At 70.6% G+C, this 24,426-nt stretch carries 14 protein-coding genes; 11 read left to right on the top strand and 3 right to left on the bottom strand.

Annotation, left to right across the window (positions count from 1 at the left end; all coding sequences use genetic code 11):
- Positions 1 to 232: 232 nt before the first annotated feature.
- From SPR02S_RS22660 to SPR02S_RS22630, 7 genes are all read left to right on the top strand, one after another.
- Complete coding sequence (locus SPR02S_RS22660) at positions 233 to 2,041, top strand: FAD/NAD(P)-binding protein (RefSeq protein ID WP_019059287.1); 1,809 nt, start codon at positions 233 to 235, stop codon at positions 2,039 to 2,041.
- Positions 2,042 to 2,156: 115 nt separating this feature from the next.
- Entirely contained in the window at positions 2,157 to 3,233 is a 1,077-nt protein-coding gene (locus tag SPR02S_RS22655) for an LLM class flavin-dependent oxidoreductase (protein WP_019059286.1), read from the top strand.
- Positions 3,230 to 4,540 carry an NtaA/DmoA family FMN-dependent monooxygenase gene (locus tag SPR02S_RS22650; protein ID WP_019059285.1) on the top strand — a complete coding sequence of 437 codons (1,311 nt, stop codon included), beginning with the start codon at positions 3,230 to 3,232 and terminating at the stop codon, positions 4,538 to 4,540. The genes SPR02S_RS22655 and SPR02S_RS22650 overlap by 4 nt, the downstream gene beginning before the upstream one ends.
- A gap of 44 nt (positions 4,541 to 4,584) precedes the next feature.
- Positions 4,585 to 5,397 (top strand): DUF1684 domain-containing protein, encoded by an 813-nt coding sequence (locus tag SPR02S_RS22645; RefSeq protein ID WP_019059284.1) that lies wholly within the window; start codon positions 4,585 to 4,587, stop codon positions 5,395 to 5,397.
- 241 nt (positions 5,398 to 5,638) lie between these two features.
- Complete coding sequence (locus SPR02S_RS22640; RefSeq protein ID WP_019059283.1) at positions 5,639 to 6,535, top strand: S1 family peptidase; 897 nt, start codon at positions 5,639 to 5,641, stop codon at positions 6,533 to 6,535.
- 162 nt (positions 6,536 to 6,697) lie between these two features.
- On the top strand, positions 6,698 to 7,636 hold the full coding sequence (locus SPR02S_RS22635; RefSeq protein WP_026150785.1) for a slipin family protein: 939 nt from the start codon (positions 6,698 to 6,700) through the stop codon (positions 7,634 to 7,636).
- 230 nt (positions 7,637 to 7,866) lie between these two features.
- Complete coding sequence (locus SPR02S_RS22630) at positions 7,867 to 8,949, top strand: S1 family peptidase (protein WP_078622968.1); 1,083 nt, start codon at positions 7,867 to 7,869, stop codon at positions 8,947 to 8,949.
- Positions 8,950 to 9,040: 91 nt separating this feature from the next.
- On the opposite strand, the gene SPR02S_RS22625 is transcribed toward SPR02S_RS22630, so the two are convergent.
- Entirely contained in the window at positions 9,041 to 10,240 is a 1,200-nt protein-coding gene (locus SPR02S_RS22625) for an AAA family ATPase (RefSeq protein ID WP_019059280.1), read from the bottom strand.
- Positions 10,237 to 11,319 carry an ABC-2 transporter permease gene (locus SPR02S_RS22620; protein WP_019059279.1) on the bottom strand — a complete coding sequence of 361 codons (1,083 nt, stop codon included), beginning with the start codon at positions 11,317 to 11,319 and terminating at the stop codon, positions 10,237 to 10,239. The genes SPR02S_RS22625 and SPR02S_RS22620 overlap by 4 nt, the downstream gene beginning before the upstream one ends.
- Positions 11,320 to 11,597: 278 nt before the next feature.
- Between SPR02S_RS22620 and SPR02S_RS22615 the strand changes: the two genes are divergently transcribed.
- Both SPR02S_RS22615 and SPR02S_RS22610 read left to right on the top strand, forming a co-directional pair.
- Positions 11,598 to 15,086, top strand: coding sequence for a DNA polymerase III subunit alpha (locus SPR02S_RS22615; protein ID WP_019059278.1), 3,489 nt, complete (start codon positions 11,598 to 11,600; stop codon positions 15,084 to 15,086).
- The gene (locus SPR02S_RS22610; protein ID WP_019059277.1) at positions 15,083 to 16,063 is read left to right on the top strand and encodes a DNA polymerase Y family protein; all 981 of its coding nucleotides are present in this window, start codon (positions 15,083 to 15,085) and stop codon (positions 16,061 to 16,063) included. Before SPR02S_RS22615 ends, SPR02S_RS22610 begins: the two co-directional genes overlap by 4 nt.
- A gap of 589 nt (positions 16,064 to 16,652) precedes the next feature.
- Here the strand turns inward: SPR02S_RS22610 and SPR02S_RS56135 are convergent.
- Positions 16,653 to 19,562 (bottom strand): AfsR/SARP family transcriptional regulator, encoded by a 2,910-nt coding sequence (locus SPR02S_RS56135; protein WP_245607597.1) that lies wholly within the window; start codon positions 19,560 to 19,562, stop codon positions 16,653 to 16,655.
- 458 nt (positions 19,563 to 20,020) lie between these two features.
- Between SPR02S_RS56135 and SPR02S_RS22595 the strand changes: the two genes are divergently transcribed.
- Both SPR02S_RS22595 and SPR02S_RS22590 read left to right on the top strand, forming a co-directional pair.
- The gene (locus SPR02S_RS22595) at positions 20,021 to 21,112 is read left to right on the top strand and encodes a hypothetical protein (RefSeq protein WP_019059274.1); all 1,092 of its coding nucleotides are present in this window, start codon (positions 20,021 to 20,023) and stop codon (positions 21,110 to 21,112) included.
- Positions 21,109 to 24,414 (top strand): CHAT domain-containing protein, encoded by a 3,306-nt coding sequence (locus SPR02S_RS22590; protein ID WP_019059273.1) that lies wholly within the window; start codon positions 21,109 to 21,111, stop codon positions 24,412 to 24,414. The genes SPR02S_RS22595 and SPR02S_RS22590 overlap by 4 nt, the downstream gene beginning before the upstream one ends.
- Positions 24,415 to 24,426 lie beyond the last annotated feature (12 nt).

Raw genomic sequence — 24,426 nt, 5'->3', positions numbered from 1 at the left:
GGAGCGCTTGACCAGCCACTGCTGCGAATACATGGGATAAGTGGAACAGGCATCCGGTGGGGCGTCAACCGAGATGAGACGTACTGCTCACAGTGTGGACTTCCTTGACACCGAGGGGAAACGGCGCCGTACAGTCGGTGGACGGTCCTGCTGAGGGGCTCGGCCGTACGGTGCCGCAAGGCGCCCTGTGTGAAGGCATTCGCCCGTGTTGCTCACGTCACGGAGTCTTCGCATGTCTTCCGACCTTCCCACCCCCGTATCCGCCGCCCCGAGCACAAGGCTCTCACTCGTGATCGTCGGGGCCGGGCCGCGGGGGACCGGCCTCATCGAGCGCATCGCGGCCAACGCGCCTGATCTGTACGCCAGTTCGGGCGTCGAAGGCCTCGACATCCACCTGGTCGACCCCCATCCGCCGGGCGCCGGCCGTATCTGGCGCGCGGCCCAGTCCCCGCTGCTGTGGATGAACTCGCACGCCGAGGACGTCACCATGTTCACCGACGAGACGGTGGTCATGGCGGGTCCCGTGCGCCCCGGTCCCACGCTGCACGAATGGGCCGCCATCGAGGGCAGCACCTTCGCCGACCGCCAGCTCCAGGGCTCCTACCTGCGCTGGGTGCACGAGGAAGCCGTCGCCGCCCTGCCGCCGGGCGTCACCGTCCACCACCACCCGCGACGCGCCCTCCGGGTGAGCGGGCCGCGCGAAGGACGCCAGCAGGTGTGGCTGGAGGGCAGCCCGGACCCGCTCCTCGCCGACCTCGTCGTCCTCGCCCTCGGTCACCTCGACGCCGAACTCGACGAGGACCAGCGCGAGTTGGCGGCGTACGCCCGCGCCCACGACCTCGTCCATCTGCCGCCCGACTTCACCGCCGACAGCGACCTGACCTCCCTCGCCCCCGGCGAACCCGTCCTCGTCCGCGGCTTCGGCCTCGCCTTCGTCGACCTGATGGTGCTGCTGACGGAGGGCCGTGGCGGACGCTACGACGGTGACACCTACGTCCCCTCGGGGCAGGAGCCGGTGCTGTACGTCGGGTCGCGGCGCGGAGTGCCGTACCACTCGAAGATCGGTTACGAGTGGAGCGGTGAACGGCCGCCGCTGCCACGGTTCTTCGGGCCCGCCGAGGTCGACGCGATACTCGCGCTGCCGGGGGGCTTCGACTTCCGGCGGGACGTATGGCCGCTGATCGAGAAGGAGTTGGGGTTCGCGCACTACCACCGGCTGTTCGGTGTGCACCCCGAGCGGACGGCGATCGCCTGGACCGACTTCGAGGAGAAGTACGCGGCCGGGGAGGCGGCCGAGCGCGAGGCCCTCGTGGCGTCCGCGGTGCCCGACCCCGCCGACCGGCTCGACCTCGCGGCGCTCGACCGGCCGCTGGACGGGGTGCGGTACGCGTCGGAGGAGGAGTTCCAGGACGGGCTACGGGCCTACATCGAGGGCGATCTGAGTCGCCGTCACGATCCCTCCAACAGCCCGGACTTGGCGGTCTTCCTCGGACTGCTCTCCGTCTACGTGCAGTTGATCCGGCTCGGCGACGTCGGGCCCTGGTGGCACGGCTTCTTCAGCTATCTCGCCTCCGGGCCGCCCGGACCCCGGCTGCGTCAACTGCTCGCGCTGTCCCGGGCCGGCCTCGTGCGGTTCGTCGGTGCGGACATGGCCGTCACCGCCGAGGACGGGGTGTTCCGCGCGTCGAGCGCGACCGTGCCGGGCGTGACGATCGAGGCGCGGGCGCTGGTCGAGGCGCGGCTGCCCGAGCCCACGGTGGGGCGGTCCGTCGATCCGCTGCTGCGTCAACTGCACGCCGACGGGGCCGTGGTGGAGACTCCCGAAGGGCTGCTGCGGGTGGACCGCACCGACGGGCGGATCCTCGACCGGGACGGACAGCCGCACCCCCGGCGGTTCGCGCTCGGGCCCTACACCGACGTACGGACGCCCGGCGCGTTCACCCGGCCGCGCACCGGCGGCCCCGCCTTCCGGCAGAACGACGCCACCGCACGGGCCGTGCTGGCGTTCCTGCGCGACCTCGCGTGTCAGGCCTCCGCGTAGCCCCGAGCTTGTGAAGTCCCGAGCTTGTGAAGTCCCAGGCTTGTGAAGTCCCGGGCCTCATCGAGGACTTGGCCCTCTCCGAGGCGCTCCCGAACGACAGGAAGGCTTCCCTCCCATGACCTCCTCGCACGGCCGGGGCCTGCATCTGGCCGCCGCCGTCGACCAGCGGTCGGCCTACGACGCCGACTCCTACGTCGCGTTGGCGCGGCTCGCCGAGAGCGGCGGCCTCGACTTCGTGACGCTCGACGACACCTTCGCGCGCCCAGGACCCGACGCCCTCGCCGTCCTGTCCCGGGTCGCCCCGGTGACCAGCCGGATCGGCCTGGTGCCCACGGTGACCGTCACGCACACCGAGCCCTTCCATGTGCAGGCCGCGGTCGCGACCCTCGACTGGGTCAGCCGGGGCCGGGCCGGCTGGCGGCTCGATGTGTCGACCACCGAGGGCGAGGCCCGCCTCTTCGGCCGCCGGCACGCCGCGCCCGCCGACGCGTTGTGGCAGGAAGCCGGTGAAGTCGCCGAGGTGGCCGCCCAGTTGTGGGACAGCTGGGAGGACGACGCCGAGATACGGGACACCGTCACCGGCCGTTTCGTCGACCGCGAAAAGCTGCATCACGTCGACTTCGAGGGCTCGGAGTTCTCTGTCAAGGGCCCCTCGATCGTGCCCAGACCGCCGCAGGGCCATCCGGTCCGCGTGGTCGACGCCACCGAGGGCCAGGCCCGGCGGACGGCCGCCCGGTACGCCGATGTGGCGCTCGTCCGCGCGGCGAGTTCCGCGCAGGCCGGCGCCGTACGGGCCGAACTGCGGGCGTTCGCCGAGAAGTTCGGCCGGGATCCCGACACCCTGCGGGTCCTGGTGAGTCTCGTCGTCGACCTCGGCGACGGCGAGCACGCGGCCGAGCCGGGTCACGGCGGGGGCGGCCCCCGGCAGACCGCGCACGGCCCGTTGTACCGGGGCGGTCCGGTCGACCTCGCGGAGTTGATCGCCGGCTGGCACGGCGACCGCACCGTCGACGGCTTCCACCTCACCCCCGTCGAACCCCGCCGCGATCTGGAGCGGCTCGTCAACGGCACGGTGGCGTTGCTCCAACACCGGGGCCTGTTCCGCACGTTCTACCCGGGCAGCACGCTCAGAGAGCACCTGGGTCTGGCCCGGCCCGCCAACCAGTACGCCGTGACAGGGGGAGCGTCATGACCGTACCGAGGCCTTCTCGCAAGCGGATCCACCTGGCCGCGCACTTCCCCGGCGTCAACAGCACCACCGTGTGGGCCGATCCGCGGTCGAAGTCCCAGATCGGCTTCTCCTCCTTCGAGCATCTCGCCCGCACCGCCGAACGCGGCCTCTTCGACTTCTTCTTCCTCGCCGAGGGGCTGCGACTGCGCGAACACAAGGGCCGTATCCACGACTTGGACGTCGTCGGACGCCCGGAGGCCCTCACCGTCCTCAACGCGCTCGCCGCCGTCACCTCACGCATCGGGCTGGCCGCCACGGTCAACGCGACCTTCAACGAGCCCTACGAACTCGCCCGCAGACTCGCCACGTTGGACCACCTCAGCGGCGGCCGGGCCGCCTGGAACGTGGTGACCTCCTCCGACGCCTTCACCGGCGAGAACTTCCGGCGCGGGGGATACCTGGATCGTGCGGACCGCTACGCGCGGGCGGCCGAATTCGTCGCCGTAGCAAGGGAGTTGTGGGACTCCTGGACCTCCGACGGACTCTCCCGCCCCTTCGCCCACCGAGGCCAACACTTCGACATCGCGGGCGAGTTCACCGTGCCGCGCTCACCGCAGGGGCACCCGGTCGTCATCCAGGCCGGGGACTCGGGGGAGGGGCGGGAGTTCGCGGCGCGGACCGCCGACGTCATCTTCACCAGACACGGCACGTTGGAGGACGGCCGCGCCTTCTACGCCGACGTGAAGGGACGCCTCGCCAAGTACGGCCGTAGCGTGGACGATCTCAAGATCATGCCCGGCGTCAGCGTCGTCCTCGGTGACACGGCGGCCGAGGCGCAGGAGCGGGCCGCCGAGATCCGGCGGCAGCAGGTCTCCCCGCAGAACGCGATCCTCGCCCTGGAACAGATCTGGGGCACGGACCTCTCCTCCTACGACCCCGACGGCCCGTTCCCCGACTTCGACCCGGTGCCGAACGCGTCGCTCACCCAGGGGCGGACCCGGCGCGGCGACACCGTCGCGATGGCCGAGAAATGGCGGGCGCTGTCCCGCGAGAAGGGGCTGTCCATCCGGCAGACCGTGATCGAGGCGAGCGGCCGGCAGTCCTTCATCGGTACCCCGGAGGCGGTCGCCGCCGAGCTGGAGACCTTCGTACGCCAGGACGCCGCCGACGGCTTCATCCTCGTCCCGCATCTCACCCCGGGCGGCCTCGACGAGTTCGTGGACCGGGTGGTGCCGCTGCTCCAGGAACGCGGCGCGTTCCGCACGGAATACCGGGGTACCACCCTGCGCTCACATCTCGGGCTCCCCGACCCGGCGGGGGAGGGGTGACCGTACGACGACAGGGCTGAGCGCACGACGATGGAGCTGACGGCATGACCTCGGACGCGGCCGACGAGTGGCAGCAGTGGCACGAGCGGCGGATGGAGACCGTGTCGGCCCCCTACGGGCCCCTAGCCCTCACCGGCACGCACTGGCTGGAGGACCATCCGGACGGTCACCTTCCGGGCATCCCCGGTGTATGGGTCCTCGACGGTGACGTCGATGCCGATGCCGGTCTGGTGGTCCTCACCGCGACGGCGGCCGACGGACTGACCCTCGACGGGGAACCCTTCACCGGCTCGGTCCGCCTCGGCGTGGACACCGGCCCGGTGAGCACGGCCCGCGTCGGCCTCGGCGAGCGCCGACTGACCGTCCTGATCCGTGAGGGTGCCTGGTGCGTGCGCGACTACGACCCCGGCTCGGCGGCGCACCGCGCGTTCCGGGGTGTCGAGGTCACGCCGTACCGGCCGCGCTGGTCGGTGCCGGGGCGCTTCACGCCGTACGACACACGGCGCACCGTGCGGGTCGACGCGGCGGACGGTGTCGAACGCGGGCTCGGGCTCGCGGGTGAACTCGCCTTCCGGCTCGACGGGTTGGAGGTGACCTTGCAGGTGGCGGTGCAGGCCGACGGGAAGTTGTGGGCGGTGTTCGCCGACTCCACGAGTGGGGACGGCAGTTACCGGTTCCGGTTCCTGTACCCGGCGGCGCCCGATGACGAGGGGCGCACGACGGTCGACTTCAACCGGTCCGTGCTCCCGCCGTGCGCGTTCGCCGAACATTTCATCTGCCCTTTCCCGCCGCCCGGGAATACGCTGGGCCTCGCGATCGAGGCGGGGGAGCGCATCCTTCGGCAGGTGGGGCGCTGACCTGCGGCGGGCCGGGTTTCGGCCCACCGCGTCCGGGTGATCAACTCGCGTAGATCGTGGGCCAGTTGAAGGTCGTACGGCCGAAAGGCGCCCTTGCGCCCATCGGGCGGGCGGCCGAATACTCCCCCACAGCGCTTGTCAGGAGCACGGCGTGTTCGAAAACCGGACGGCCGACCCTGACTGCGCCTCACGGGCCCCGACCCCACGCGGGCCCCCGAATTCCCCTAGGAGGGAACGAAACGTGAGGATCAAGCGCACCACCCCCCGCAGCGGAATCGCGAGACGGACCAGGCTGATCGCCGTGGCCACCGGATTCGCCGCCGCTGCCGCGTTCGCCGTCCCCACCGCGAGCGCCAGCGATGCGCAGACGTTCAGCGCGACGCAGCTCTCCGCGGCCAACTCGTCCGTGCTCAAGGCCGATGTCCCGGGCACCGCCTGGGCGGTCGACAGCAAGACGAACCGTGTCGTCGTCACCGTCGACAGCACGGTCTCCCAGGCCGAGATCGCGAAGATCAAGTCGCAGGCGGGCAGTTCCGCCGGCGCGCTCACCATCAAGCACACGGCGGGTCAGTTCAAGCGGCTGATCACCGGTGGCGACGCCATCTACGGCGGCGGCTACCGCTGCTCGCTCGGCTTCAACGTGCACAGCGGGAGCACGTACTACTTCCTGACCGCCGGCCACTGCGGTGAGGTCGCCTCCACCTGGTACTCCAACTCCGGGCAGAGCACGGTGCTGGGCACCAACGTCGGCTACAGCTTCCCGACCAACGACTTCGCGCTGGTGCGCTACACCGGCTCGGCCGCGCACCCGAGCTCGGTCGGCACCCAGACCATCTCCAGCGCGGCCACGCCGAGCGTGGGCACGACCGTCTACCGTCGTGGCTCCACCACCGGCACGCACAGCGGCCGGGTCACGGCACTGAACGCCACCGTCAACTACGGCAGCGGCGACGTGGTGTACCAGATGATCCAGACCACCGTCTGCGCCGAGGGCGGCGACAGTGGCGGGCCCCTGTACTCCGGCACCGTGGCCTACGGTCTGACCTCGGGCGGCAGCGGCAACTGCACCTCCGGCGGCACGACCTTCTTCCAGCCGGTCACCGAGGCGCTGAGCTACTACGGCGTGAGCGTCGGCTGACGCCCGCCTGAATCACTTCCGCTCCGGACTGCAGCCGGCGGCGAAGCGAGTCCCCGTACGCAACTGGCGTGCGGGGGCTCGCTCTTGTGCGGCACACGGAGTTACCGTCGTGGGTATCGGAGAAGGCACCTGATGCACCACGTCGGACCCTGGGGGGCCGTGATGGTCGAGGAGCTGGTGGCGGCGGGAGTGACGCTCGCGTCCGTCGGAGTGGTGTACACGATGGCGGCGGCGCGGGTCGTCAAACAGTACGAGCGGGGTGTGGTGTTCCGGCTCGGCAGGCTGCGGCCCGAAGTGCGCGGGGCCGGCTTCACGATGGTCGTCCCGTTCGTGGACAAGCTCCGCAAGGTCAACATGCAGATCGTGACGATGCCCGTGCCCGCGCAGGAGGGCATCACCCGCGACAACGTGACCGTGCGCGTCGACGCGGTCGTCTATTTCAAGGTCGTCGACGCGGCGGACGCGTTGGTGCAGGTCGAGGACTACCGGTTCGCCGTCTCGCAGATGGCGCAGACCTCGCTGCGGTCCATCATCGGCAAGAGCGACCTCGACGATCTGCTCTCCAACCGCGAAAAGCTCAACCAGGGACTGGAGTTGATGATCGACAGCCCGTCCATCGGCTGGGGCGTGCAGATCGACCGGGTCGAGATCAAGGACGTGTCACTGCCGGAGACGATGAAGCGCTCGATGGCCCGGCAGGCCGAGGCCGACCGTGAACGCCGGGCCCGGATCATCAACGCGGACGCCGAGTTGCAGGCCTCCAAGAAACTCGCCGAGGCCGCCGAGCAGATGTCGGAGCAGCCCGCCGCACTCCAACTCCGGCTGCTGCAAACGGTGGTGGCGGTCGCGGCCGAGAAGAACTCGACGCTCGTCCTGCCCTTCCCGGTCGAGCTGCTGCGCTTCCTGGAACGCGCGGCCCCGGCTCCGGCCGCACCTGTCGCGCCCGCACCTGCCGCGCCCGCACCTGCCGTGCCCGCAGCGTCCGTTGCTCCCGCGGCGCCGGTTGCCGCTGTGGCGCCGCAACCGGTGCAGGAGCAACTTCCGCCCGCCGAGCCTCAGTCGGATCCGGACTCCGATGGGGCGATTTCAAGACAGGACTAGACCTCACCGGCTGATGAGCGGCGCTCGCACCCAGTGTTTGCAGTGCGAACGGCCTGGGATGACCGTGAACATTCAAGTCGAGGGGGCGTGCAACCGCGTTCCCCGCACGACCTGAAGTCGACCTTGTGCGCTCCCTGTGAGATTAGGAAGAGTAGGTGCTCGTCAACCTACCTTTCGGCCGGTCGGGTCCCCATAACCTGGCGGGCCGACCCCCCACAGGAGGACACGAGTTGAAGCACCGACGCATACCCAGGCGACGGGTGGCCGTGGCAGGCGCGGGCATAGCCGCACTGGTCGTCGCGGGAGTCACCTTGCAGAGTGCGAACGCCAGCGAGACCACGCCGGCGGCCGCACCCCACACCCTCTCGGCCCTCGCGGCCGGAAAGCTCGCCTCGACGATCGGCGAGAGCCTCGGCACCGACGCGGCCGGCACGTTCTACGACGCGAAGACCAAGAGCCTCGTGGTCAACGTGCTCGACGAGAACGCGGCCGACACCGTCGAGGCGGCCGGCGCCAAGGCGAGAATCGTCGAGAACTCCCTCGCCGAGCTGACGAGCGCCCGGACGACCCTCAAGCAGGACGCGACGATCCCCGGCACCTCGTGGGCGACCGACCCCACCACCAACAAGGTCGTCGTCACTGCGGACCGCACGGTCTCCGACGCCGAGTGGACCAAGCTCAGCAAGGTCGTCGACGGGCTCGGCGGCAAGGCCGAACTCCAGCGCACCAAGGGGGAGTTCAAGCCCTTCATCGCGGGCGGTGACGCCATCTCCGGCTCGGGCGGGCGGTGTTCGCTCGGCTTCAACGTGGTCAAGGGCGGCGCGCCGTACTTCATCACCGCCGGGCACTGCACCGAGGCCATCTCCACCTGGTCCGACTCCAGCGGCAACGAGATCGGCACGAACGAGCAGTCCAGCTTCCCGGACAACGACTTCGGCCTGGTCAAGTACACCTCGGATGTCGCCCACCCGAGCGCGGTCGACCTCTACAACGGCTCCTCGCAGGCCATCACCCACGCCGCCGCCGCGACGGTCGGCGAGAAGGTGACCCGGAGTGGCTCGACGACCCAGGTCCACACCGGCACGGTCACCGGCCTGGACGCCACCGTGAACTACGGCAACGGCGACATCGTCAACGGCCTCATCCAGACCGACGTCTGCGCCGAGCCCGGTGACAGCGGCGGCTCGCTGTTCGACGGCGACGCGGCGATCGGCCTCACCTCCGGCGGCAGCGGCGACTGCACCTCGGGCGGCGAGACCTTCTTCCAGCCGGTCACCGAGGCGCTGTCGACGTTCGGCGCGCAGATCGGCTGAGCAGCGGTAGTACGACGGTTGTAGTACGACGGTGAGGTCCCGCCCCCGCGCGCGAGGGGGCGGGACTTTCGCCTACGGACCGGGGGTTGGCTCAGCGCTTGGGCCAGTACCACAGCGGTTCGTCGAGCGGGCCCTCGCGACCTGCCACCGTCGTCTGCCCGAACTCCTTCACCAGCTCTATGGAGTTGACGTCGAGACGGTGCCGTATCGCGCCCTTCTGGAGGGCGTCCGCGAGCGGTCGGGCGTGGGTGACCACGATGATCTGGGTGTCCTTGGTGGCGGTGAGGATCAGATCGGCGAGCGGCGGGATCAGATCCGGGTGGAGGCTCGTCTCCGGCTCGTTCAACACCAGCAGCGACGGTGGCCGGGGTGTCAACAGCGCAGCCGCCCACAGGAGATAGCGCAGGGTGCCGTCCGACAGTTCGGTGGCGGTGAGTACGCGCAGCAACCCGTGCTGGCGCAGGGCGAGCTGGAAGCGTCCGCCGAGGTCGGCGATGTGGACCCGGCTGCCGGGGAAGGCCGCGTCCACGGCGGCGTCCAGCGCCTCGGCGTCACCGATCTCCCGGATCGTCTGGAGGGCGGCGGCCAGGTCGGAGCCGTCACCGCTGAGCACGGGTGTCCGGGTGCCGATCCGGTCGGCCCGGGCCGGGGCGTCCGCGTCGGTGCGGACATGGTCGTAGAACCGCCAGGACCTGATGAACTCCCGCACCGCCAGGACGTCGGGGGCGTGCTGCGGGTCGGCCAGTTCGCCGAGCATGCTGTCGTACGGGCGCAGGGTGCCGTGGGCCCGGGACCAACCGCCACCCGCGCCGCGGAGTTTGACGGCGGCTCCCGCGCGGTCGGAGAGGACGGAGGCCGGGCGCAGGACGGGGCCGCTCCAGATGGACTCGCGTTTGATCTCCGGGTCGAGGTTGAACATGGAGGGGGCGCTGCCCGCACCGGGGGCGGGGCTGGGATGCCCGAAGTCGACCGCGTACCCGAACTCGTCGCCCGCGAAGCCCAGTTGCAGACTGACCGGGCCCGAGCGGACCGTGCCCTGCACGGGATGCGTGCCCTCGCGCACCGCGCGGCTGATCTTCTCCGGGCCCGCCCACAGCACCGACGGCAGTCCGCCCTCCTGCGCGAGCGCGGCGACGGCGCCCCCGCGCGCGGACGCGGCGAGCAGGCGCAGCGAGCGGTAGAGGCTCGACTTGCCCGTGCCGTTCGCCCCCGTGATCACGTTCAGTCGCGTCAGCGGGACGATCAGGCGGCGCAGGGAGCGGTAGTTCTCGACGGCGAGGGTGCTGATCATGCGTCCAGGGTTGCAGACGGGTCTGACAACGTGGGTCGGTCCAGGAGATCCTCGTGTTTCCGGCGCAGCGTCGCCGCCAGCAGGGTGACGACGATCCCGGCGAGCGCCCAGGCCGACAGGACCAGCAGCGGGCCGGTCACGGCGTTGCCCTTGAAGTAGGCGATCGAGCGCGCCACCCAGGTCCCGGCGCCCGGTGGCAGCGCGGGCCCGATCGCGTTCCAGAACGGCGGCAGCAGCGGCAGCGGGAAGGCACCGCCCGCGCTCGGGTTGCCCGCGATCACCACCAGCAGGATCGCCAGACCGATGCCCACGACCCCGAAGATCCCCTGAAGCCCGAGAGTCGCGGCCCCCACGGCGAACGTGATCAGCGCGCCGAGCCCCCAGAACGCCAGGACACTGCCCGGCAGCGCGCCCAGGATCGGCCCGACGATCACCGCGCCGCCGAGACCGCCGACGATCGCGACCAGCGCCATGGTGACCAGCCGGATCACCGCGCGGCGCGGGTTGGCGGGCCGGGCACCAGTGCTGATCGCCAGGATCGAGGCGCACAGATAGCCGCCGACACACCAGCCGACGACCAGGTAGAACGACGACAGCCCGTCGAAGTCCTGGGACGAGGCCGGCGCCACGTCCACCGTCCGGACCGTGCGCTGCTCGGTCCTCTCCAGGCCGGTGGTGATGGTTTCCAGGGTGGTCGCGAGGACGGTGCCGCCGCCGGTGGCGACCAGGAGCGTGTCCTTGGTGCCGCGCGTGTCGATGACGAGAGCGCCGTCGATGTCCCGGTCCAGGATCTGCCTCCGCGCGGTCGCCGCGTCGGACACCGCGCGCGGGGCGAGCGGTGAGCCGGGCAGCTGCTTCAGCCGGGCCACCGTCTGCTCGGCGGTGACCTGGGGAGCGACGACCCCGAAAGCCACGTCCCTGGGCTTCGGATTGTGCAGCGCCCCTACGTAGGAGGCGATGAAGAGCAGCTGAAGGGCGACCACACCGACGACGAGCAGACCGGCCCGCAGGGTGACCGCGTCCTTCACCTCACCGAAGAAGGACGTACGGGACGTACCGGCACCCGGGGTCTCTGTCATGGCCCCACGGTCTCGGCGGCCGGGTCTTCACGCAGCGGGAAGGGGCCGAACGGATGCCGTACATGTGTTCGGAAAACATTTCTCCGCCAACTTCCCGGCCCGCGCGGGGAGCTGACGGAGTGGTGTCTGTTTCGGCCACCGCACACCTCCCCAGGGAATCGTTTACGTGTTCGAATGAGGTCGCTGACCGGGGCTGATGGGGCTAGAGTAATCGAACGGGCGTGCGATGAACATATCGGGCGGATGGCCGAAAAGGGGTGGAGTGATGGAGGTGCGGCATGGCGGGCTTCGCCCATCTGCACGTCGCGTCCGGTTACTCCGCCCGCTACGGCGCCTCCCACCCTGAGCAGCTCGTCGGCCGGGCGGCCGAGCAGGGCATGGCGGCGCTCGCGCTCACCGACCGGGACACGGTCACCGGCGCCGTCCGCTTCGCGCAGGCCTGCGCGAAGGACGGCGTCCGGCCGATCTTCGGCATCGACCTCGCGGTGGAGGCCCTCGCACCCCCGCCGCCCGCACGGCGCCCGCGCACCCCCGCACGCGGCGGCGCGCACGTGGTCGAGCCGCCGCTGCGGTTCGTCCTGCTCGCCCAGGACCGGGCGGGCTGGGCACGGCTGTGCCGCATCACGTCGGCGGCCCACGAGGGCGCCCTGTCCGGTACGGCGCCGGTGGTGCCGTGGGAGGCGCTGCGCGAGTACGGCGGCCCCGGGCTGACCGTGCTGCTCGGGCCGCTCTCGGAGCCGGTGCGGGCGCTGTCGGTGGGCCGGGAGGACGTCGCGATGAAGCTGCTGGCGCCCTGGCGGGAGATCTTCGGGAAGGGGGTCCGGTTGGAGGCCGTAGCGCAGAATCGTTTCGGCACAGCTCCGGGCTCCCTCCGCCTGGCCGCCCGCACCCTCGCCCTGGCCGACCGTAGTGGGACGACCGCCGTGCTCTCCAACGCCGTCCGCTACGCCGACCCGGACCAACACCGCCTCGCCGACGTCCTGGACGCGGCACGCCTGCTGCGCCCGATCGACCGGCGCCGCCTGGACAGCGGACAGCGCTGGCTCAAGGACGAGAAGGAGATGACGGTCGTGGCACGGATGATCGCCGAGTGCGCCGGAGCGGACGCCCACCGGGCCCGCCGACTGATGGCGGACACCGTGCACACCGCGGCCGAGTGCGCCGTCGACCCGGCGGCCGACCTAGGCCTCGGCACCCCGCACTTCCCGGAGCCCTCGCTCTTCGGCGCCGGACCGGAGACGGGCGGCGCGGCCGGGCTGCTGCGCCTGAGGTGTGAGGAGGGCCTGGCCCGATGCGGCCTCGACCGTGACCGGGCGGCACTCGACCGGCTGGAGGAGGAGCTCGCCGTCATCTCCCACTGGAACTACGACGCGTACTTCCTCGCCGTCGGCCAGGTCGTCGCCGACATCCGGGCCAAGGGCATCCGGGTCGCCGCCCGCGGCTCCGGCGCCGGTTCGCTGGTCTGCCACGCGCTGGACATCGCCACCGCCAACCCGCTCGACCACAGCCTGCTGTTCGAACGCTTCCTGAGCACCCGCCGCGAATCGCTGCCCGACATCGACATCGACGTGGAGTCCGCCCGCCGCCTGGAGTGCTACGACACGATCTTCGAACGGTTCGGGAAGGAGCGGGTGGCGGTCACCGCGATGCCCGAGACCTACCGCGCGCGCAGGGCGCTGCGCGACACCGGCCTCGCGCTCGGCATCGCCCCGGCCGACGTCGACCGGATCGCCAAGAGCTTCCCGCATCTACGTGCCTCCGACATCAGGAGCGCGCTCGCCGAGCTGCCCGAACTACGCCAACTGGCAGGCGAGGCAGGTCGGTTCGGGCCGCTGTGGGAGCTGGCCGAAGGGCTCGACTCCCTGGTCCACGGCATGGCCATGCACCCCTGTGGCGTGGTCATCAGCGACGCGACGCTCCTGGACCGGTTGCCGGTGCAGCCCACCCCGCAGGGCGACTACCCGATGGCGATGGCCGCGAAGGAGGAGATCGAGGCGCTGGGCAACATCAAACTCGACGTCCTGGGCGTCCGCATGCAGTCCGCGATGGCCCACGCCGTCACAGAGATCGAACGCGCCACCGGCAACCGCATCGACCTCGACAACCCCCAACAGGTGCCGCTCGACGACGTGTTCGCCTTCAAGCTCATCCAGGAGAGCCAGACGCTGGGCCTGTTCCAGCTGGAATCCCCGGGCCAGCAGGACCTGTTGTCCCGGCTCCAACCCCGTGACGTGCAGGACGTCATCGCCGACATCAGCCTCTTCCGCCCCGGCCCGGTCGCCGGGGGCATGCCCGAGCGGTACATCGCCGCGCGTCACGGCGGTACGCCGGTGTACGCGCACCGGGACCTCGAACCCGTGCTCGCCGACACCTACGGCGTGACCATCTGGCACGAGCAGATCATCGAGACCCTGCATGTACTGACCGGCTGCGCACGGGCCTTCGCGGAGATCACCCGGCGGGCCCTCGGCGACAAGGACCAACTGCCCCGGATCAAGGACTGGTTCCACGAGAAGGCACACGCGCGTGGCTACAGCGCGGCCGTCCGGGACGAGGTCTGGAGGACCGTCGAGGCCTTCGGTGCCTACGGCTTCTGCCGCGCCCACGCGGTCGCCTTCGCCGTACCGGCCCTGCAGAGCGCCTGGTTGAAGGCGCACCATCCGGCGTTCCTGCTGGCCGGGCTGCTCGAACACGACCCCGGGATGTGGCCCAAGCGCGTCCTGGTGTCCGACGCCCGGCGCCGGGGTGTGCCGGTGCTGCCCGTCGACGTCAACCGCTCCAGGGTGAAGCACACGGTGGAGATGACCGAGAAGGAGGAGTGGGGCGTGCGGCTCGCGCTGTCCGGGGTGCGCGGTATCAGCGAGGAGGAGTGCGCGCGGATCGAGGAGGGGCAGCCGTACGGATCGCTGTCGGACTTCTGGCAGCGGGCCCGTCCCAGCAGACCGGTCGCCGAACGCCTCGCGGAGATCGGTGCGTTGACCTGTCTGCACGACGGTCGCCTCACGCGCCGTGATCTCCTGCTCCAGATCGCCGAGTTGCACCGGCAGTCCCGCAACCGGACCGCGGGAGCCGGTCAACTGCCCATGGACACGGGTGCCGTTGGGGGAGTGGAGCCGAGCGGGCTGCCGGAGATGACCGGACGTGAGGCGCTGAGCGCCGAGTTGGGCACGCTCGGCATCGACGTCTCCCGGCATCTGATGGAGCATCACCACCGGCTGCTGCGCGAGATCGGCGCGACGGACGCGGCGCATCTGGCCGAACTGCGGGCGGGGCAACAGGTGTTGGTCGCCGGGGTGCGGGCCTCGACGCAGACCCCGCCGATCGCGAGCGGCAAGCGGATCATCTTCGTCACCCTGGAGGACGGCTCGGGCCTGGTCGACCTCGCCTTCTTCGAGGACTCCCACCCGGCCTGCGCGTACACCGTCTTCCACAGCGGGCTGCTGCTGGTGCGCGGCACGGTCCAGGTGCGCGGCACCCGGCGTACCGTCGTCGGCTCCATGGCCTGGGACCTGGACGAGATCGCGGCGGCCCGCCGGGACGACGGCCCCGAGGCGGCGCTCGCCCTCCTGGGCGCCGCCCGCCCGCATCCGACCCCCGCTCAGCCGGCTCCGGGACAGTCGCAACCCGCCCCCGCCCGGCCGCGGCGCACCCTGGCCGACGGCACGGCCGGCGCACGGCTGCATCCGTACGCCGACCTCCAGCCCGCGGGCACCCGTTCCGCCGACCTGAAGAAGTTCGGCCACCGCAGCCCGGGGAGTGCGGGATGAGCGTGCGGCAGCGGCACATCGCCCACCTTCACCTGCACACCGCGCTGACCGAGACCCAATACCACGATGTAATCGAACTGGTGTCCGGAATCACGCCTCACGTCCAGGCCATCCCGCCCAACGCCCTTCAGGTGGACCTGACTTCGGCGCTCCGGTACTTCGACATGTCCGCCTACGACGCGGTCCAGACGGTGAAGATGAGACTGAAGGCCCACTACGGCATCGACAGCAGCGCCGGTCTCGCGGGCAACCGCATGCTGGCGGCGATGGCGGCTGACGCGTCCGCCCCGGGGGACACCACCTGGGTGCCCACCGGCGAAGCGGCCGACTGGCTGTACCCCCGCCCGGTCACCGCCCTGCCGGGGATCGGGCGCGCAACAACGGAAACGCTCAACAAGTACGGGCTGCACACCATCGGCCAGATCGCCGACATACCTGCGGCAACCCTGCAGCGCCTCCTCGGAGTCGGTTCGGCCCGGCTGCTGGCCGAGCGCGCCCGCGGTCACGATCCTCGCCCGGTCACCCCGCCGGAACCGGCAGCGCACCTGGTTGCCGATCTCATGTTGGAGCAGGACTGTCTCGACCCGGCCCAACACCATCGAGCCGTCCTGGGACTTGCCGACCGGATCGGTCAACGCCTGCGTGGTGAAAGCCAGACCACCGGCCGGCTCACGCTCACCGTGCGGTACGCCGACCGCAGCTCCACCACACGTACGCGTGCGCTGCCGGAACCCACTGACCACTCACCAGCTCTTACCGCAACTGCCCTCGGCTTGCTGACCTCCCTGGGGCTGCAGCGGGCACGAGTCCGGGCCTTCGCCCTCCGTGCCGACCGCTTGGCGCCGGCCCGAAGTGCCTACCGCCAGCTCTCTCTGGATCCTGGTGATACCCGTGCCCGCGTCGCCGAAGCCGCCGCGGACCGCGCCCGCCGACGCTTTGGGCCGGAAGCTGTACGTCCAGCAACTCTGGCGGACTGACCACTCGCGTCAAGAACCCGGCGTACAGCCTGGCTCGTCTGTGGACAGGGCTCTGAACTGGTCTCATGGGCCGGTCAGGGCCCTGTCCCGGGTCTGGGGGCTTCCTGCTTCCACCTGCGAGTTCCCGGGAGTTCCCGTGGAAGTGCGCACGCATTGTGCACTGGGGCGGGGTGGTCTCTGTGTGCTCTCGTGGTCGTTGGAGTCGCGGCCTGTGCCTCGTGTGTTCATCAGCGGGAGTTCGCGCTGCAGGGCGGGGCCGATACGGTCAGTGCTTCGTTATCGAGGCCGTCGGCACACCATTCAGCGAGTAGGAGACCCAGGGAGGCTCGGTGGGACCGGCTGTACCGCCGTCGTGGGGGCTCCTCCCCGCGTGGCCCGGTGTCGTTCGTGCACCGAGTTCAAGGTGGCAAGGAGGAAATCGGTGAGTGACTTTCGGGCCATCGCGGATCGCGTCGAGATCGAGGCGCCGTGCGGTGAGTTCACCGACGCGGTGACGATGCGCGGCTTCGAGGCTCGCTGACAGAAGTCGTCAATACAACCACCGCCCGTCGGTACCCGCCGCATGACACACGAACCCCTGCCCCCCCCCTCACGGGTGAAGACCCCAGTCGCTGAGTACACGGTCGGCGCGGTGCGCACGGGCGCGGTGCACGTCGAGCACGGCCTGGAACTGCTCGTGTGCCTCGCGGACGCGGCCTGTCGCCAGGTAGGCGTAGGCCAGGCGGCTGCGGATGTCCATCTCCAGCCAGTCGTAGCTCGGCTCGGTGAGCGGGTTGAGCAACTGGTGCTGGAGAAGGGCCTGGTGGTGGAGGGCGATGGCCGCGCCCGGGTCTCCTCCACCCTGCTCGGCCGTGCCCAGCCGGGTGAGGCTGCGTGCGCACAGGAAGACGTCTCCCACCTGCTCCGCCAGGTCGATCGCCTCACGGAACCGGCTCCTGGCCGCACCGTAGCGGCCGAGGCGGAGATGGGCGTCGGCGGCGCAGCTCAGGACCCTGCCGAGCATGTGCGGTCTGCCCTCCTTCTGGGCGTGGGCGAGGGCGTCGGCGAAGAAGCCCAGCGCCTCCTCGTTCCGTCCCTGGAACTGGTGCGCGAGGCCCAGGATGACGAGGGCCATCCAGGCGACCCAGTCGTTGCGCAACTGCCGGGCCAGGTCCGCCGCTTTGGCGGCATGGGACATCGCCCGGTCGCCCTCGCCCACACTCAGGGCACCGGCCCCCAGGCCGAGTTGCGCCCGGGCCTCTTCGCCGGGGTCGGCGCGGCGCCGGCTGAGGTCCAGCGCCTCGGTGGCGTAGATGCCGGCCTGCCGGTACCGGCGTTGGTGCACGGCGGTGTACGCCATGCAACTGCGCAGGGCGGCCGACATCCGCTGGTCGGTGGCCTGGTCCACGTGTGCGAGCGCGATCTCCAGAGCTGTCTGGCTCTCGTGGTAGCGGCCATGCCGTACGAGGTAGTCGCACAACGCCTCGGCGAGCCAGCAGGCGTAGTCGGCTTCGCCGAGGGCCGCGGCGTGTCCGACGACGTCGACCAGTTCGCCACCGGCCGCCTCCAGCCAGGTCTCCGCGTCCCGCCAGTCCGTGAACGGTGCTCCCGTGGGCCCCGGCCCGGTGGGAAAACCGCCGGAACCCCAGTCACTGGCGATCCGTCCCGCGTCCAGATAGAGACGGAAGGCGGCTCTGCGGGCGGCTACGGCCTCCTCGGGCGCGCCCTCCGCGACGCGTCGCGCATGCATTCGCACCAGATCGTGCAACCGGTACCGCCCCGGCCGCGGCTCCTGCAGGAGACTCGTGTCGACCAGACTCTCCAGGAGCCGCTCGGTGTCGTACGACGGCCGGTCGAGCATGGTCGCCGGTGTCAGCACGTCGAACTCGACCGTCGGCGCCAGCCCCAACGCCCGGAAGCCACGCTGCTGTTCGGGCCCGAGCTGGTCGTACGACAGCCGGAAGGCCGCCTCCACGCTGCGGTTCCCGACGCTCAGTTCGCCGAGCCGGTGCTCGTCGCCCGCCATGCGGCCCACCAGGTACTCAACCGTCCAGGCACCGCGGTTCTGCAGCCGCGACCCGGCGATGCGCAGGGCCAGCGGCAGCCCGTCGCACAGGCCGGCCAGCCGATGCGTCGCCTCCGGTTCCCGTCCCGCGCGCTCCTCGCCGATGATGTGTCCGAGCAGGGACACCGCAGCACCGCTTGCCAGCGGCTCCAGAGTGATCCGCCGGTCGGCGTCCAGTTCGGCGAGCCGCCGTCGGCCGGCGATCAGCACCCTGCTGCCCGCCCCCGCGGGCAGCAGCGGCCGTATCTGATCGGCGTCCAGGGCGTCGTCCAGTACGAGGAGCAGTCGTAGCGCGCTGGTCGTCGCGCGCCAGACACGGCTGAGTTCTTCGAGGTCGCTCGGCAGCTTGCCGATGGTCGGGTCGAGCGAGCGCAGCAGTCGCTGCAGCGCCTGCTCCGGCGACTGTCGCCGCTGCGTGCTGTGCGCGCGCAGGTCCACGAACAGGCAGCCGTCCGGGTACCGGTCGCTGAGCTCACGGGCCGCACGGACGACGAGCGCGGTCTTGCCGGCTCCGGCCGTACCGTCCACCGTCATGATCGACACGGCTCCGGGGGCGGTGGGCGCGATCAGCCGGTCCAGCTCGGCCTCCCGGCCGATCAGGTGGCCGGCGTCGCCCGGCAGGTCATTGACCGTGCCGCGGTGCGGCGGCTGGGCGGGCGGCGCGGCGGCACCGAGGAGCCGTGCGGCGTCCTGCCGCAGTACCGCGTCGTACGTCCGGCGGAGTTCCTCGCCGGGATCGATACCGAGTTCCTCGCTCAGCCGACTCCGCATGTCCTGATAGGAGTTGAGGGCTTCCGCCTGGCGTCCGCCGGCGTACAGCGCGCGCATCCGCAGGGCCAGCACCGACTCGTTGAGGGGCTCGGACGCGGACAGGTCGGCGAGTTCGTCCAGCGTCTCGGCGGCCCGGCCGAGCAGCACCAGACAGCCGAGTCGCTCCAGCCGGAGCGCGAGCCGGCGTTCCAGCAGCCGCCGCCGCGCCGCCTCCGCGCGGTGCCCCGGCAGGCCGGCCAGGCGCTCGCCACGGAACAGGGCCAGCGCCTCGGCGAACCGGTCCAGCGCGGCACTCACGTCGCCGGACACCTTGGCGTCCCGTGCCTCGGCGACCCGTTCGTCCAGCTCGGTCACATCGAGTCGGACCTCGTCGCTGACAAAGCGGTACCAGCCCTTGCCGCTGTGGATCACCGACTCCTTCGGCCCGGCGTCCGCCAGGTCGAGTGCCTTGCGCAGCGGATGGACATGGCTGGGCAGCACCTTGTGGCCCGACGCCGGTACCCGGCCGTCCCACAGATCGTCGAGCAACCCCTCGTGGCTCACCTGCGTGTCCGCACGCAACACCAACGCGGCGAGTACGGCCTGCCGTCGAACCGGCCCCAGATCCAGCGGAGTTCCGTCCCGCCAGGCCCGGAGCGGGCCGAGCAACGCGATCCGAAGCCGCCGAGGAGTTCCCCCGTCCACCGCGAAGCCTCCGCTTCCTCACCGGGTCCCGCACATCGGCGGAATTTCATCAGAATTGCAGCACCCCCGGCCATGGTGACGGGCACGACATCGCACAACCCGCACAAGTGAAGGGGGCATCGCCCAGTGACCGAAGTGGAGTTGATGGCCGCCGCGTTGGCCACAGGAGCGGCGCCCGGACTCACAGACACCGGACCTGGAGCCATGGAGCCCGAGCGTCGCAACGACACCAGAGCCCGGCTGGACGCCATGAACAGTACAAGTGTGTCTCTTCTCTGGACGCTTCGTGCACTTCTTGAGCAGTCCCGATGTGGTGTGGGCATGGCGGAGGCACAGTTGCCCACAAGGCCGAGGAGGAAGCGCGCGGGTTGGTCCGTTCGCAAAGTGAATCCGGCAAGAGTGGGGCTACGGTGTCGGCCGGCCTCGCAAGTCACCGGGTCTGAAGCTAGGGGGCGCGCATGAAGGATCCGTCGGCGGCTTGGCGCGTTCCGTTCTCGGCACGGGCGTTCCCGGCGAGCGCGAAGGCGGCGAGGTGGATCACCCAGAACCAGCATGACGCGTGGCTCGCGCTCAGAGTGGTCGAACAGGATGCCGACAAGGGACCGAGGCACCGCCACATGTACGCGGTGGCCCTGCTCGCGGCGGGACTGCCGTTCACCGCGTGGGACGAGCTTTGGACAGCCGAGAACGACGCGTCCCGTGCGTCGGGCGGTCAGCGCGACGACCCGATGGTGCGCGCGATACGTGCCGACTTCGCCACCGCGTCGGCCCGCTGCGGTTTGGGCGACTTGGCCCTGAGGCAGTTGACTCAGGCGATCCAGTGCCGCCAAGGCCCGGAGGACGAATGGGCGGAGATCAATCGGCGCGGCCAGGAGCTGACCAATGCCCTCCACAAGCGGGATCAGGAACGCTCACTGCACCTGCTACGGGCCGCTCGCTTCGCTGAGCTGACCAAGCGCGGGGAGGCCGGTTCCCTGCACCGGCTGGAGCATGCCAAGTCCTTGCTGGCACTCGGAGACCTCGACCACGCGATGGCCCACTACGACGCCGGGGAGGACGTACTGGTCTCTCTGGGCGACGACGAGGAATACGGTGTCGCTGCTCTGGAGCTCCTGGTGGGGGTGCACCTGCGGGCAGGTGCCCGCGACCGGGAGCTCCGGGAACGGGCCCGTAAGAGGCTTCATCGCGTGCGCCCCAACTCGGCTGTGCTCCAGAAGGGAGCGCACCCTGAAGACGGCCGTCGCATGCTGCACGACATGGAGATGCGGAAGGCCACGGTCGTTCTACGATTCCTGGCTGACGAGGTCCCTGACGCGGCCATGTCCCAGGCGTGCCTCAATCATCTTTTTCTCCTGGCCCGGGCCAACCCGGACCAGCCCATCTGTGCGATGGCCGCAGCCTTGGCCCACCTGGACCGGGGCGAACACGCAAAGGCCCAGGCGGCACTGGACTTCACGGGCGGCCCGCTGGGAGACGGCGACTGCACATACCTCACGTCCCGCGGGCTCACCGTCGCCCCTTCCGCACGCGTGCGGAAGACGGCGCGATGACCGATCCCGGTCTCGTGGAGTCCTTCGTCGACTTCCTGGTGACCTGTTCGACGGACCACGAAGCCCTGCTGCTCCAGCTGGACAAGGCTCCTGAGCACCTGCGGCCCGCCCTTCTCCGCATACTTCGGGAGCGGGCGGAAAAGGCGGCGACAGCGGGCCTGCCCGCCGAGGCCGAACTGCTGGAGTTTCTGGCCGCACAGGCCCGCGAGAGGTGGCAGCGCAAGCGGAACGGCCAAGGGCACCCCGACTTTATGGGCCTGGTCGACTGGGCAACCCGCCACGGCCTACTCGAGTCCTTCCTCCTTTTCCGTGCTCTGCCCCAAGCACTGCCCGACGATCCGGTGCCGGTGGCCCGACACTTGCTCGGCTCCTACAAGGGCCTCGACTTGGATCGGCACGCCGCCGTGCTGGCCGCGGTCGCCATGGCTGCCCCGCACTCGCCCAAGTCCGTGGTGCGCGCGCGGACGTGGTGGGCATTCGGTCTGATGGAACGTGCCCGCCGCGAGGAGAGGCTCGGGCTGGGCGATGTTCGAGCGATGCGTGACCGTCGGCACGCTCTGTTCCACGCCGGTCGGGCCGTCGTCGCGCTGCACGGCAGCGGACGAGTCGGTGAGAATCCGGAGGACGCCTACTGGGCGTACTCGATGCTGGCGCAGGCGCACCGCAGTTTGGGCGATACCCGCCAGGGGCTGAAGGTCCTCCTGGACTGCCAGCGGGAGCTCCGACATGTGGACGACGACCGGCAGCGCTGGCTGAAGTTCGACCGAGTCGTGGCCAACGAGATGTCGGCGTTGGGGCATCGCCGAGGCGCGCTGCAACACTTCGACCGGGCGCTCGACACCATCCGCGAGATGTCCGGTGACCGTCCGGACCCGGACCAGTTCGATCTGCTGATTGAACGTGGCAGAACCCGGTTGCAGCTCGGGGCGCCGGCGGCAGCGACAGCGGACTTTCGACAGGCCATCGAGACTGCCGAAGCTCTGCATCGGATCCGACCGGCGCTCAGAGCCCGGGCGATGTGGGCCAGTTCGTTGCAGGCCAGGGGACGCGACAGGCAGGCGCTGCGCGTCTTTGAGGAGAACGTCTCCGTGGCGCTGCGCCACGGCAATGTGGCGCTCCACGGGTTCCGAGGCGCCCTGGCGCAACAGCTGTACAGCATGGGATACCTGGACGAGGCGGAAGAACAGTACCGAGAAGCCCTGGCGGAGATGCGCCAGAGCTCGTTCACCAGGACCAGGAACGAAATTGCTTGCCTGGCCGGGCTCGGAAACATCGCCGAGGACCGCGGCGATCACGGCACGGCCTTGGCCCGGTACGAGGAGAGCCACCAGGCCGCCTTGGAGTGCCACTGCCCGATCGAGGGCACCGTGTTCCTGGCCAATGCGCTCCAGCGCCGCATCGCGCGGGACCCGGGCCCCGCAGCGGCACGGGAACTGCACAGCCGCCTCACCGAACTTCATCACGAAGCCAGCAGGCGGGGCGACTCCGCGAGCGTGTTTTCGACCGGACAGGCACTCATCACCTGCCTCACCCGCATGGAGCGCTGGACGGAGGCCGCCGACCTGTCCCGGCGGCTCATCGGCGAGGCTGACCAACGTGCCGCCAACCTCGTCAACGACAGCGCCGACGCCGCGGACGACGAAAGCATCAAGCAGCGCATGACGTTCGTCGCGATGTTCCATCATCGGCCCGAGCACCTCGCGGAGTGTTTCGACCTTCTGATGTGGTGCCGGGACATGTTGCTGCGCCGCATCGAGCAGACCCCGTGGCCGGTCCTGCGCGCAGAGGAGAGCGGACAGGCTCTCAGCAAATACGAGCGTCTGCTTGGTCTGCTGTACGAGCACGATGGCGAACTCCCCCTGCTCGACGACCGATCCATGCCCGAGTGGTGCTTCGACCTCCACGAGGAGGTGAAGGCCCGCGACCTGCTGGCCGACCTGGCCCTCGGAGAGATTCCAGAACCCCCGGAGGCCCCCGAGCGGTTGATCACCGACGAACGACAGCTTCTGGCCTCCCGTCGGCACGATCTGATCCGGTCGGCGCTGGGCACTCCGGGCCCCCTGTCCGAGGGGGCAGCCGAGCGACTCACCGAGCAACTGTCCGCCCTCCACACGCAGATCGGCGCCGACTCCCCGGAGTATGCCCGCCTGCGCCAGGGTGCCCCGGCCCGCCTTGGCGAGGTCCAGACCCTGCTCACCCAGCACGCCCCGCCCGAAGGCATGCTCCTCGCCACCTACTTCTGCGGCGAACGCAACACGTACTGCTTTGTACTCACGTCCGACGGCGAGCCCCTGCGCATGCGCCGTATCCCGCTCGGCCGGGCCCGAATCGAAGCCCTCATCCGCCGATCACGCATCGTCTTCAACGGCGGCCGGGACCCCTCCTCAGGTGTCCTGCTCCGCCCACTGCCGGCCCGACGGCCGGACAAGCGCGACACGTCCTTCCTCGCCGAGCTGACACCGCTGCTGGAACCCTTCGCCGATCTCCTCGCCGACCGGCAGCTCGTGGCTGTCTCGGGTCACGGCCCCTTGGCCCGCCTACCGTTCGCCGCGCTACCGCTCCCCTCGGGCATCCTGCTCGGGGAGTCGAACGCCGTGGTCGGTGTCCCCGGGGTCAGCAGTCTGCGCTACTTCCTGGCCCACCCGGCCACACCGCCCCGCACGGCGGTCGCCGTGGGCTGTGCCGGGCGGGAGGACGACACGGCGCTGTTCGAGGACGACGACACACTTCTGAGCGAGGGCCCCTGGTGGTCCGTACGACGGCTGGCCGGACTCGCCGCCACCCCGGCCGCCGTGCGCACCGCCCTCGGCTCGGCCGATCTCGCCCACGTCACGTGCCACGGCTTCACCGACACCCATGACCCGTTGGAAGGGGCCCTGTTGTTCTCCGACGGGGTGTCACGCCCGAGTCGCAACTGGGAACCGCACGACGTGCCCGCGCACGCCCCCTATCTGCTCCGCGTACGGGACGTCATCGTCACGGACGCGGCCCCCCGTCGCCTGGTGCTGCGCGCCTGCTCGGCCGGCTGGGGCGAGGCCGACCATCCCGGCGCCGATCTCACCGGACTGACCTGGGCGTTCCTGCGCTCAGGCAGCCGTGCCGTCATCGCGCCACGCTGGGATGTGAACCAGGAGAGTTCCCGCGAGCTGCTGGCCGCGTTCTACAGGCGCCTCGGCACAGGCGCCCCCGCTTGGCGGGCCCTGTGGGAGGCACAGCGTGAACTGGCCGACGACCCGTCCCGCCCCTGGCTTGGCCATGTCTTCCACTGGGGTGCATTCACCCTGACCGGGGACTGGCGCTGATCCCTCCGTACG

The organism is Streptomyces prunicolor NBRC 13075, from assembly GCF_000367365.1.
Lineage (GTDB): Bacteria > Actinomycetota > Actinomycetes > Streptomycetales > Streptomycetaceae > Streptomyces > Streptomyces prunicolor.
Note: the sequence above shows the minus strand (reverse complement) of the source record. Positions and strands in the feature narration are given on the sequence as shown.

Excerpts from the sequence above, each read along its gene's own strand:
- SPR02S_RS22635 (WP_026150785.1), top strand. The coding sequence starts at position 6,698 with ATGGTCGAGGAGCTGGTGGCGGCGGGAGTGACGCTCGCGTCCGTCGGA.
- SPR02S_RS22660 (WP_019059287.1), top strand. The coding sequence starts at position 233 with ATGTCTTCCGACCTTCCCACCCCCGTATCCGCCGCCCCGAGCACAAGG.
- SPR02S_RS22590 (WP_019059273.1), top strand. The coding sequence starts at position 21,109 with ATGACCGATCCCGGTCTCGTGGAGTCCTTCGTCGACTTCCTGGTGACC.
- SPR02S_RS22650 (WP_019059285.1), top strand. The coding sequence starts at position 3,230 with ATGACCGTACCGAGGCCTTCTCGCAAGCGGATCCACCTGGCCGCGCAC.
- SPR02S_RS22610 (WP_019059277.1), top strand. The coding sequence starts at position 15,083 with ATGAGCGTGCGGCAGCGGCACATCGCCCACCTTCACCTGCACACCGCG.
- SPR02S_RS22655 (WP_019059286.1), top strand. The coding sequence starts at position 2,157 with ATGACCTCCTCGCACGGCCGGGGCCTGCATCTGGCCGCCGCCGTCGAC.
- SPR02S_RS22615 (WP_019059278.1), top strand. The coding sequence starts at position 11,598 with ATGGCGGGCTTCGCCCATCTGCACGTCGCGTCCGGTTACTCCGCCCGC.
- SPR02S_RS22645 (WP_019059284.1), top strand. The coding sequence starts at position 4,585 with ATGACCTCGGACGCGGCCGACGAGTGGCAGCAGTGGCACGAGCGGCGG.
- SPR02S_RS22595 (WP_019059274.1), top strand. The coding sequence starts at position 20,021 with ATGAAGGATCCGTCGGCGGCTTGGCGCGTTCCGTTCTCGGCACGGGCG.
- SPR02S_RS22620 (WP_019059279.1), bottom strand. The coding sequence starts at position 11,319 with ATGACAGAGACCCCGGGTGCCGGTACGTCCCGTACGTCCTTCTTCGGT.
- SPR02S_RS22625 (WP_019059280.1), bottom strand. The coding sequence starts at position 10,240 with ATGATCAGCACCCTCGCCGTCGAGAACTACCGCTCCCTGCGCCGCCTG.